At 35.2% G+C, this 12194-nt stretch carries 10 protein-coding genes; 3 read left to right on the top strand and 7 right to left on the bottom strand.

What is annotated here, in order from left to right:
- Positions 1 to 63: 63 nt before the first annotated feature.
- The 7 genes from AOY20_RS03985 to rpmH all read right to left on the bottom strand — a co-directional run bounded on the left by AOY20_RS03985 (position 64) and on the right by rpmH (position 7778).
- Positions 64 to 810 (bottom strand): fimbrial biogenesis chaperone, encoded by a 747-nt coding sequence (locus tag AOY20_RS03985; protein WP_054580658.1) that lies wholly within the window; start codon positions 808 to 810, stop codon positions 64 to 66.
- A 15-nt stretch (positions 811 to 825) separates the two neighbouring features.
- Positions 826 to 3324, bottom strand: a complete 2499-nt coding sequence (locus AOY20_RS03980; RefSeq protein ID WP_054580657.1) for a fimbria/pilus outer membrane usher protein — start codon at positions 3322 to 3324, stop codon at positions 826 to 828.
- A gap of 351 nt (positions 3325 to 3675) precedes the next feature.
- Positions 3676 to 5031 (bottom strand): tRNA uridine-5-carboxymethylaminomethyl(34) synthesis GTPase MnmE, encoded by a 1356-nt coding sequence (gene mnmE, locus AOY20_RS03975; protein ID WP_054580656.1) that lies wholly within the window; start codon positions 5029 to 5031, stop codon positions 3676 to 3678.
- 91 nt (positions 5032 to 5122) lie between these two features.
- Positions 5123 to 6886: a membrane protein insertase YidC gene (gene yidC / locus AOY20_RS03970; protein ID WP_054580655.1), complete on the bottom strand. Its 1764-nt coding sequence runs from the start codon at positions 6884 to 6886 to the stop codon at positions 5123 to 5125.
- 5 nt (positions 6887 to 6891) lie between these two features.
- Positions 6892 to 7212: a membrane protein insertion efficiency factor YidD gene (gene yidD / locus AOY20_RS03965; RefSeq protein WP_054580654.1), complete on the bottom strand. Its 321-nt coding sequence runs from the start codon at positions 7210 to 7212 to the stop codon at positions 6892 to 6894.
- 9 nt (positions 7213 to 7221) lie between these two features.
- Positions 7222 to 7614, bottom strand: coding sequence for a ribonuclease P protein component (gene rnpA / locus AOY20_RS03960; RefSeq protein WP_054580653.1), 393 nt, complete (start codon positions 7612 to 7614; stop codon positions 7222 to 7224).
- Positions 7615 to 7643: 29 nt separating this feature from the next.
- Complete coding sequence (gene rpmH, locus AOY20_RS03955) at positions 7644 to 7778, bottom strand: 50S ribosomal protein L34 (protein WP_000831329.1); 135 nt, start codon at positions 7776 to 7778, stop codon at positions 7644 to 7646.
- Positions 7779 to 8425: 647 nt separating this feature from the next.
- Here rpmH and dnaA point away from each other — a divergent pair.
- The 3 genes from dnaA to recF all read left to right on the top strand — a co-directional run bounded on the left by dnaA (position 8426) and on the right by recF (position 12160).
- Positions 8426 to 9802 carry a chromosomal replication initiator protein DnaA gene (gene dnaA / locus AOY20_RS03950; RefSeq protein ID WP_054580652.1) on the top strand — a complete coding sequence of 459 codons (1377 nt, stop codon included), beginning with the start codon at positions 8426 to 8428 and terminating at the stop codon, positions 9800 to 9802.
- 109 nt (positions 9803 to 9911) lie between these two features.
- Positions 9912 to 11060, top strand: coding sequence for a DNA polymerase III subunit beta (gene dnaN, locus AOY20_RS03945; protein WP_054580651.1), 1149 nt, complete (start codon positions 9912 to 9914; stop codon positions 11058 to 11060).
- Between the two features lie 17 nt (positions 11061 to 11077).
- Entirely contained in the window at positions 11078 to 12160 is a 1083-nt protein-coding gene (gene recF, locus AOY20_RS03940; protein WP_054580650.1) for a DNA replication/repair protein RecF, read from the top strand.
- The last annotated feature ends 34 nt before the right edge of the window (positions 12161 to 12194 follow it).

Genomic DNA, 12194 nt, shown 5'->3' with positions numbered 1-12194 from the left:
TTGATTGATGAACATTAAGTGAAAACGGTAATTTAAATATATTTTTCATTTAATTCATCACTCTTATTGAGATTCAAGCTTCTGACAAATATCAATATGACACTGATACTTTATTTTTGGAGTTCCGCCTAAATCATTGATATACGTTAAAGTTGGAAACTCTCCTAAATCTTGAGCATTAATAGATAATTCAGCCTCTGAAAAAGGAGCAATCATTAACGATTGTGAAACTAAACTTTGATTTGCATTTTGAGATTGAACTGACAAAATTGTAGTAAAATATGGCGTTGGATTTTTAGCAATTGCCTTATTATCCTTTTTAATAATTTCTAACTTTTCCTGCCAAGGATTTTTCAATATTTCATTAGAGCTCATCACAATAGGTGTTGGTCGATAAAATAATTTGAGCCTATTTTGAAGAGCAAACTGTAATATATTAGGCTTATCACTTTTTGGTGGTAATTCTCGAAGATTAAAATAAAACAAACTTTCCCGATCTTGAGGTAAAGCATCTATTTTTTTTTCTAATACTTCAATTCTTATTTGACTACTTTGAGTCGGTTCTAATCGTTGAATAGGAGGAATAACCATAAATGGAGATTTTACTTTTTCATGAATAGCATTTTCTAACCAAGCTTGTGCAAGAAAAGGAATATCCTGATTTTTATTTTGAATTGCAATAGAAACTGATGAGTTAGAACCATTAAACACTATGCGTGTACGATCTAATGTCACAGCACTATAAGCACTTGTACTTATCAATACATATGCTGTTGCTGTAATATATCTTAGAAAATTCTCTACACACATTGATTTTTCCTCCATTTACTTATGATTTAATTCACAAATAATTGGATCATCTTCATCTTTTTCTAAGTTACTTTCCGTGAAGGTAAATAAACATTCTTGATTACTTCCCAACTGAGCAATCATGGTTTCACCTAAACGAATTCCTCCTAAATATGCCAAACCATTCTCATCTGCCATCCCTACATTAAATCCCTGACTATTTTCAATGGGTGTTCCAAATGGAACAAAAGAACCATCTTCAAATGCTAGAGTTAATAATTTTTTTTGTCCTGAAATCACGTGTAATTTACGATAACCTATCGCACCTTGTGTAAGACTTGCTTGCAATACAGATTCAATCACTTCAGCATTTTTAGGTAATTTATTAATATCAACTTTAATTTTATTTCGTGAGTAATTACTCACATCAGTAATCACAGCTTTACCAAATAAATTAGAATTTGTTGGGACACCGTATGCGCTGACAGGAATATCTGAAACCTTATCTGTATCTACCATAAGACGAGTTCCTCCCATATTTGTACTACGATGTAAATCGACTCCCTGCATCGTCAATGTCAAACCACCTTGAACACTCCCACCAATAGTCGTATATAAATCTTGAAGGTAATTAATATTTGCATTTAGATGCGTACGTCCATTTGAATGGGAAACAAAGCCTCCCAAAGAACCTTTATTTTGTTGATCTGAATAATTGGCATTCACCTGATAGGTTGTAGCATTACTATAACGATCGAAATATCCAACTTGATATCGAGTTTCAGTATCATTATGCGCTGCTGAATAACTCACTCTTGCACCAGAATTTAAGGGAACAGATAAAGAAATATATGCTCCAGAATCATTCACTTCAGATTTATTTTTATAGGCAGATATTGCTAAATTAGAATCTTTAAACCAACCAGAATTTAAAGTTTTATTCAGAGATAAACTATAATAATCACGATTTTCAAAATCCCAATATGTCTGATGATTCAAATTTAAACTTATTGAAATTTGATAAATAGGTAGATTTTGACTTAAAGAAACACTGTACATTTCTTTATTTCGACCATATTTGGTCACCATTACGCCTGTAGATGCCAAATAATCATTCATCGTCATAAAGTCTTTTTCAGAAAAACGATAACCTGCGAACTGAATTTGACTATTTAGCTCTTCAAATCGTTTTGCATAATTTACTCTATACGAACGACCTTCTACATGCTGATCTTCTTGTAACTTCACAAATGACTGTGTGACATCAAAAGAGATTGCACCAAATGCAAGTAAATCTCGACCAATACCAACAGACAAAGCATTATAATAATTACTGTTTAAGCTCCCACCAAAAAGTGACCATCCATTTGATATTCCCCAAGAAAATTCCCCGGTAAGAAATAAATCGCCTTCAACATGATGCTTGTAAGTGGTTGGTCGCCCAATTGCTGTTTTATATCGAATTGAACCTGGACGCGTTAAAAAAGGAATTGATGCAGTTTCAACTGTAAACTCACGTATCATTCCATCTTCTTCTTCAACACGAACATTTAACGTGCCACTTACAGAATCATTAAGATCTTGAATTTTAAATGGTCCAGCAGGAACTTGTGTCTGATATAAAACCCGCCCTAATTGGCTCACAATAACTGTTGCATTGGTCTGAGCAATACCTGTGACCTGTGGAGCATAGCCACGTAAATTCGGTGGTAGCATATTAACATCAGATCTCAGACTCGCCCCAGTAAATCTAAAACTATCAAAAAGATCTGAGTTTAAAAAAGTTTCACCCAATATAAGTTGAGCTTTTAATTCTGGTATTGCTCGATAAGCATAAAAACGGCTCCAATCAAAGTTTTTCTGATCTTCTTGATCAAAACCACTAACATGCCTGTAATTCGTTTGCCAATCGGCACGAATTCTCCAAGCACCTAAATTTAATCCTGCCACTCCATTTGCACTGATATACGTATCATCCGTTAAATCAGGCTGATGACTAAAACGTGAATTTCCAGCAATGTTATAATCTAAAATGACACCATTAATTCCATTATCCCATAAAGCAGCAGGATCCCAGTTTTCACTTCTATATTCTAAATATGCTTGAGGAACATTAATATTTACAGTACCTTGAGGTAAGTTTCCTTTAACTGTGACCCCATCTAAACTACTTAAAATTAAACAATTTTTTTTATTCCATAACAATCTTTTTTGTGTATCTTTGACCAGACCAAATTTTTCAACTAAATCAGGCGTAATACATGCTTCCGTTTGATTCTCTTGATCTAATGATCGTAAATATTCTATTTTTTGCTCTACTAAATATTGATTATTTAAATAAATTTTAAAGTTATAGTAACCCGGCATAATATAGCCAGGTTTGGAGAATATTCCCTTTTCAATATTTTCTTTATCTTCAACATCTAATAAATCAGTATTAAATTGTAAATCATCTGCATAAACAGAAGTACAATAAATAGATATGCCAGATAAAATCGTTACGCATATTTTTTTTACTGGATGATTTACATACATAGTCTATCTCATCTATATGTTGAGCCAATCTTTAGTAGGAGCTTACCTAAACTCATATATAGATGATGTAAATAGCTCATAGTTTCTGCTCCCCAAACAAAGAATCTACAAGTTAAAAATTAAATATTTCCAATAAACATTTAACAAATTGAGCGAATAAATATTTTTTTTAAACGATATGACTCATCTTTATAAACATCATAATGACATTAATTTACAGCTAAATGATCAAAATAAAAATAAAAAAGATAAAGAAAATAATAACTTTATAACTAAAAGAGTTTATTTATTTTTTATGTGATAAAAAACACAAAAAGCATTTAATAATTAAATGCTTTTTGTGTGGAAAATTTATTTCCCAATACAGAATGAACCAAAAATCTTACCCAAAAGATCATCAGCACTAAAATCACCTGTGATTTCGCCTAATGCATTTTGAGCTAAACGTAGTGATTCAGCGACTAACTCACCAGCATGATAGACCACTAATTGCTCACGAGCTTCTGCCAAATAGTCTTGCGTACGCTTCATTGCATCTAAATGACGTGTACGAGCAATAAAGGTATCTTCTTCAGGTTGAAAACCAGCATGTGCTGTAATCGCATCTATGAGTGATTGAACACCGGTTTCTTGCTTAGCCGAAACTGTTATATGACGGAATCCCTGAAAATCAGAAATTTCGGCTTTCATACTTGTTAAATCACATTTATTGCCAATCAACATTAAACGCTTTGGTTCTAAATGATCAGCAAAATATTCTTTTGCTAAACTTAATGGATCTTCACCTTGGCTTAAGTCATAAACCAATAACAATAAATCAGCTTGTTCTATTTCTTTAATCGCGCGACGAATACCTTCTTTCTCAACGATATCGCCAGTTTCACGTAAACCTGCGGTATCTGTTAAGGTAATTGGTAAACCATTGAGCGTAATTTTTTCATGTAAAACGTCACGTGTTGTACCTGCAATATCAGTCACAATTGCACGTTCTACGCCTGCTAAAGAGTTGAGTAAAGATGATTTACCTGCATTTGGCTTACCTGCAATAACCACCTGTAAACCTTCACGTAAGAGCTGACCTTGACGAGCAGATTGTTGAACAGCCGTGACAGAATGAGCAACATCATCAAGAAGTTTTAAAATTTTACCATCTGCCAAGAAATCAATTTCTTCTTCAGGAAAATCGATAGCCGCTTCTACATGTAAACGTAAATGAATTAATTGCTCAAGAACAGTATTTACCTTTGTTGAAAATGCACCTTGCAATGAACGTACAGCAGAACGTGCTGCTGCTTGAGATGTTGCATCAATTAAGTCAGCAATCGCTTCGGCTTGTACTAAATCAAGTTTTCCATTTTCAAAAGCTCGCATTGAAAACTCGCCAGCTTTAGCCGCAATAGCACCGAGTTCTAAAAGTCGTGCAAGTAATGCATTTTGAATAACAGGTCCACCATGACCTTGTAACTCAACAACATCTTCACCTGTAAAAGAATTTGGATTTGGAAAACAAATGACCAAACCTTCATCCATGACTTCGCCGTGAGCATCATAGAATTGACGAAAACCAGCATATCTCGCCTTAGGTAATTGCTTTTGAGTTAAGGCTTCGGCAATTGCATAAGATTTTGGACCAGACAGGCGAATAACACCAACACCACCACGCCCAGGTGGAGTCGCAATTGCAGCAATAGTGGTTCGGTCTAACATAAAATTCACCTAAAATTCTTAAAGAGCAGATAAAGAAAAATCCGCCTAAGATTACCATCTTAAGCGGATTTATTCAGCTATTGAGCAAGACTTAGTTTGCTACTTCGCGATTTGCTTTCTCTTTTTCAACACTCTTATTAATTAAAGACTGCTGTAAAATCGTAATACTGTTGTTCACAATCCAGTAAAGAACTAGACCAGAAGGGAAGAACAACATAAATACAGTAAAGATAATCGGCATAATGCGGAATACTTTCGCTTGCATTGGATCTGCAGGCTGTGGATTCAACATTTGCTGAATAAACATCGTTGCACCCATCAACAATGGAAGGATGAAATACGGATCCATTGCAGATAAATCTTGAATCCAAAGAATCCAAGGTGCATGACGAAGTTCAACAGACTCCATCAGTACCCAATACAACGCTAAGAAAATTGGCATTTGTAACAACAATGGTAAACAACCAGAAAGTGGGTTTACTTGTTCACGTTTGTAAAGTGCCATCATTTCTTGGGAGAAACGCATGCGATCTTCGCCAAACTCTTCTTTCATGCGTTGCATTTCTGGTGCAATTACACGCATTTTTGCCATTGAGCGATAACTTTTCGCAGACAAAGGCCAAAGAATAAGTTTTACAAGGATGGTTAATAAAATAATTGACCAACCCCAGTTTCCTACGATGCCATGGAAGAATTGCAAACCAATAAAGAGTAGTTTTGCAATTGGCCATAACCAACCATAATCAACAGTTTGGTTTAAACCAACAGCCAAGTCTTTTAATTCAGATTGAATTTTTGGACCTGCATAGAATGTTGCATCAACTTCCGCCACAGTACCTGCTGGTACATTAATTGTTGGAGAAGTAAAACCAATGATATTCATATCATCGCTAGATTTGCGTGATTCTAAATGCGCTGTATATTCTTGACCATTACCTTGAGTAAGCTTTAACTGACCTGGTACCCATGCACTAACAAAGTAATGCTGAACAATTGCAACCCATCCACCTTTAGCGTCAACATTAAGTTTTTCATCGTTAAAGTTAGAGAATTTCAATTTATTGTATGGATCTTCAGGATCGCCCCAAGCACCACCTAAGAATGTTCCTAAAGTGAAAATACCTTGATCAGATTTACCAGGATCATCAGAAGCATCACGTTTGATTTGACCAAACATTTGACCTTGCCAGTTACTTGCGCTGCGGTTCACAATTTTGTGAGTCACAACAACTGGATAATCACCTTCAGTAAATTTAAAGGTTTTAATGATTTCGATACCATCTGCAGTTTTAAATACCATTGGGATATTTAAGACTTTGATCGTTTTACCATCTTTTTCTTCTGAAGATTTAGCATCAGTCGCCAAAGTATAAGAAGTCTTCTCAGATTCATAAACAGGACGACCATTACGGCTACTATCTGGTCCATTTAGACCAATTAAGCCAGATTGTGAAACATAAGTACGTTTTGGATCACTTTCCAATAATACAAATGGTTGATCACTGTCTTTATTCTTGTCATGGTTGAGTAATTCAACACGAACAATATCACCACCTTTCGGATTAATCCAAAGATGATAAAGGTCAGTTTTTACTGAAATAAGCTGTTGACTTACAGGTGCTGTTGCATCCGTAGCTTGTTGCTGATTCGCAATGTTTGCTTGTGGTACATCCGAAGGTACCGCAGCAGTAGCTTGACCATTTGGTAAGTCAGCAGATACTTCATGCGTTACAACCGCAGCTTCAGGCGTTGGTTGAGTATCCGCATTTCCATAATCTTTCTGCCAAGCCAAAATGAGCAAGTATGCGACAACAAACATGGCTCCGAGAATTGCAATCCTGGCCCATTGTTGCATATCTATTACCCCAAGTGGTTAGAGTGATTTTGGTTCAAGAAACGATCACGAAAGGGTACAGCAACGTGACGCGTTTGAGAATCTATTTTATAAAATGAAATAAAACGAATTGCTTTGGGAGGAACTGGATCATATCCAAAACCACCCCACGGATGACAACGGCAAATACGGGTAGTCGCCAACCACACACCTCTAACAGCACCATATTGACGGACTGCTTCTAAGGAATATTGAGAACAAGTAGGTATATAACGACAGCGTGGTCCTAATAATGGACTAATCGCAATCTGATAGAATCGAATCAACCAATGCAGTAAACGTACCATTGGCCATCTCTACTTTTGTGGGGAGGGAACTATTTTCGAATGCTTTTTGGCAAGGCGTTGAAGTTTTTGCCAAGCAAATTGTAATTGCTGATGTAACTCAGCATTAGGAATTGTATCTATGCCCATTTTAGGCATAACAACAATATCTAATTTTTCTAATTGCTGTTGATGTAAGCGAAAACTTTCGCGAGCAAGTCGTTTTACTCTATTTCTTTCGTGTGCGCGACGCACTTTCTTTTTAGCAACAACCAAACCCAAACGGCTTTTAGGCTGTTCGGTTAAAGTTGCTAAAAATAAAAAATGGGGTTGATGCACTTTAAAAAGCGCACCATCGAACACGCCCTTATAATCAGCAGCACAGCGTAATCTTACATCTGTGCCGAAACTATAAAGTGATGTCATAACACCCAAAATCTTCAAGCGTTAACAGCTTAAACTGTTAAGCTATGACGACCTTTTGCACGACGACGAGCTAATACTTGACGACCAGCTTTAGTAGCCATACGAGCACGGAAACCATGAACACGCTTACGCTTTAATTCAGATGGTTGGAATGTACGTTTCATATCGAAACTCCAAAAATGATCTTTCTATAAAGGTCCGCGATTTTAGTGTTCATTGCTTGAGCTGTCAATCAAAAACCACGAATATTAAAAAATAAAGACAAATTTTATATAATCAAAAATAAAGGTACTAGAAAAAGATAAAAAAACTCATTTATAGTTATTAACAATTTAAATTATTGTATTTAATAAATATTTACAACTTATTAACAAACTTACAAACAGTGGTTAAATTGTATTTAATTTTAAATTTATATTTTTTGAATTTAAATTCATTTCTTTTAGTTACCCACAGAAAACTGAATCTCTTATAAATAAATTTAAATTTTAAAATTTAATATTATTACTATTAGGGTGCCGTTTTTCTATGGATAACGCATTTTTATCATTAATAAACAATGTTTTTAATTGTGGATAATTATGTTCTTATTTTTTGTGTGGTTTGTGGATAAGTTTGTGCTATATTTTATCCACAGGATGTTTGAAATGTTATCCACAGGTGGTTTTGAATTTAAATTTAATCTCTTATGGCTTGTTTTTAATCAAATGTGTTTAAATTAGTCATGACAGATGTGGATAACTTAGCTAGAATGGCGACCCGCTTCTGCGGTCATATCTTTTTTTATTTTTAAGTGAATAGGGAGCTCCACATGCTTTGGACAGACTGCTTAACTCGTTTAAGACAAGAGTTATCTGGCAATGTCTTTACAATGTGGATTCGTCCATTAGTTGCAGAAGAGGTTGATGGTTGCTTGAGGCTTTATGCACCTAATCCTTATTGGACACGTTATATCCAAGAACATCATTTAGATTTAATTACGATTTTAGCTGAACAGCTCTCTGAAGGACGTGTTCGTAAAGTTGAGATTTTAGTAGATTCTCGTCCTGGGGCGATTTTGTCAGCAAGTGAGCAACCAGCAACAACAACTTCAGCTTTAGAATCCGCTCCCGTTGCGCCTACACCAAAAATTAAAAAAGAAGAGACTACACCGAAAAATAATCGCAAGCGTCAGTTAAATCCTTTATTTACTTTTTCATTATTTGTTGAAGGTCGTTCGAACCAAATGGCGGCCGAAACATGTCGCAAAATTTTAACCCAGTTGGGTGCTTCGCAACATAACCCACTTTTTTTATATGGTCCTACAGGCTTAGGTAAAACTCACTTAATGCAGGCAGTAGGAAATGCTTTGTTGCAAGCAAAGCCAAATGCTCGAGTCATGTATATGACAGCTGAAAGTTTTGTTCAGGATTTTGTAAGTTCTTTGCAGCAGGGTAAAGTTGAAGAGTTTAAGAAAAATTGTCGTTCTTTAGATCTTTTACTTGTTGATGATATTCATTTGCTAGCAGGAAAAGAAGCTAGCTTAGTTGAATTTTTTTATACGTTTAACGCCTTATTGGATGAATCAAAACAAATTATTTTAACATCAGATCGTTATCCAAAGGAATTAACTGAGCTAGATCCACGTTTAGTTTCTCGGTTTTCTTGGGGACTCTCTGTTGGTGTTGAGCCACCAGATATTGAAACGCGAATCGAAATTTTATTAAAGAAAGCGGAAAGTAATCACGTTGATCTTCCAAGAAATTGTGCATTATTTATTGCACAACAAGTCGTAGCAAACGTTCGAGAACTAGAGGGGGCTTTAAATAAAGTTGTCGCAATTTCTCGTTTTAAAGGGACCGCTATTGATTTAGAAGTAGTACGTGAATCTTTAAAAGATGTTTTAGCTATTCGTGCTAGAACAATTAGTACGGAAAATATTCAACGTGTTGTAAGTGAATATTTCCGTATTCCGTTAAAAGAGTTGGTTGGTCCTAAGCGAACTCGAATTTATGCTCGTCCACGTCAGTTAGCGATGGGATTAGCTCGTGAATTGACTGGTGATAGTTTTCCTGAGATTGGGATGGCATTTGGTGGACGAGACCATAGTACTGTGATGCATGCCTGTGAAAAAGTACAAAGCTTGCGTGCTGAAGATCCAATTTTTAATGAAGACTATAAGAACTTGCAAAGGTTGTTGCAAAGTTAAAAATCGATCAAATTATGTTCTTGCAATGTAGCATTTTCTGCCTCATAGTACACTGCTAAAAAATTAATTTTTATTTCCATATTATCTTCAGTTGTTAGAGGAATGTACCGTGCGTTTAAAAATCGCTAAAGAAAGCTTACTTAATGTATTGTCACATGTTGTAGGAGCGGTAGAACGTCGCCACACTTTAAATATTCTTTCTAATGTTAAAATTCGTGTAACAACAGAATCATTAACAATTACAGGTTCTGACTTAGAAGTTGAACTTGTTGCAAGTACAGCTTTAACTGAAGGTGCATGTTTACAAGCAGGTGAGATTACTGTTCCTGCACGTAAATTAGTTGATATTTGTAAATCTCTACCATCTGCTGCCTTGGTTGATTTACAGATCACTGAAGATCAACGTTGTATTTTAAAATCTGGTAATAGTAGGTTTGTGTTAGGTACTCTACCTGCGGAAGACTATCCATTATTAACAACTGAAAATACATTAGGTACACAAGTTTCTGTTACACAGCGTGAATTAAAGCGTTTATTTGAAAAAACGTCATTTGCTATGGCTGTTCAAGATGTTCGTTTCTATTTAACAGGAACATTACTTGAAATTGATCAAGAACAATTACGAGCAGTAACAACTGATGGGCATCGTTTAGCGATGTGTGAAACAGCTGCAACATCTACAGCAACCCAAGCTGTACAAGCAATTGTTCCACGTAAAGCGGTTGGTGAGTTGCAACGACTTTTAAGTGTTGAAGATGAGCAATTGGCTTTATTAATTGGTCGTGAATTACTTAATGTGACGATTCTTATTCCAAGTCGTGATAAAGAACAAGGCGATATTAAAGTTCGTTTTACAACGAAATTAATTGATGGGAAATTCCCAGACTACCGTCGTGTAATTCCACGTGGTGGTGATAAGAATGTCATGATTGCACATGATGTTTTTAAGCAATCTTTACAGCGAGTTGCGATTTTAAGTAATGAAAAGTTACGCGGTGTTTTCTTGAATTTTAATGCAGATTCATTACAGTTACGTGCAAACAACCCTGAGCAAGATGAAGCAATTGAAGATTTAGCAATTCAGTATGCAGATACCCCATTGGAAATGTCATTTAATGCACAATACTTATTAGAAGTACTGAATGTATTAGATGGTGATGATGTTTCAATAACAATGACGGAAGCAAATCAGTCTGTTTTAGTTCAAGATCCAGCGCATCCAGATCAAATTTATGTTGTTATGCCAATGCGTGTTTAATTGTACAAGATTAAGTTATGCATATTACGCGTTTAAATATAGAACGTGTTCGTAATTTAAAAGCGGTTGCACTCTTAGGATTGCAACCGTTTAATGTCTTTTACGGTGAAAATGGTTCTGGAAAAACATCGATTTTAGAAGCAATACATTTGTTGGCAACTGGTCGTTCATTTCGAACACATATTCCTAAAAATTATATTCAAAATAATACTCAAGATGCGATTGTTTTTGCTCAATCTAATTCTGAAAAAATAGGCATGAAGAAGCATATTTCAGGTGAGCAATTAATTAAGGTAAATGGTGATTCTGTTGCAACACAAGGGCAATTAGCAAAAATTTTACCTTTACAACATTTAGAACCACAAAGTACAGATATTATTGATTATGGGGCTAAACCAAGAAGACAAATGTTAGATTGGTTAATGTTTCACGTGGAACCTGAGTTTTATTCAACATGGCAATTTTATGCACGTGCACTAAAACAAAGAAATAGCCTATTAAAATCAAACAGACATTTATCACTTTCAGATTTAGAACCGTGGAACAAAATGCTTAGTGATTATGGTGAAATATTACATTCATTAAGATCTATTGTTGTTGATCGGTGGAAGGCTTTTTTTATTGAAGATTTAAAAGCTTTATTGCCCAATTTAGACATAGAAATGGAGTATTTGGCAGGTTATCACAGTGATACTGGATTGTTGAATGATTTGACAAATTACCATTATAAAGACCTAGAGCGTGGTTATACTGAGTATGGTCCACATCGTGCAGATATACGTTTAAAAACACCTATCGGAGATGCTGATGTTATTCTCTCAAGAGGGCAAAAAAAATTACTTATCATGGCATTAAAGCTTTCGCAGATTGCGATGCTACATGCTTGTAATAAGGAAACTGTGGTATTATTAGATGATCTTACAGCAGAATTAGATTTAACCGCACAACAACGTTTAATTGAGCGATTAAGCCAACTTGGTAGTCAGGTTTTTATTACCACTTTAGAGTACGAATCAGTAAAAAATCACTTACATGATTTATCTATTACTTACCAATTATTTAATGTTGAGTCTGGTCAAGTTCGAGTTATTCCACAATGATTTACCATTACTGGATAGACCTATTTTTCACTAG

The organism is Acinetobacter equi, assembly GCF_001307195.1.
In the GTDB taxonomy this organism is placed as follows: Bacteria; Pseudomonadota; Gammaproteobacteria; order Pseudomonadales; family Moraxellaceae; genus Acinetobacter; species Acinetobacter equi.
The sequence above is the reverse complement of the archived record's forward strand: the minus strand, read 5'-3'. Positions and strand labels throughout refer to the sequence as shown.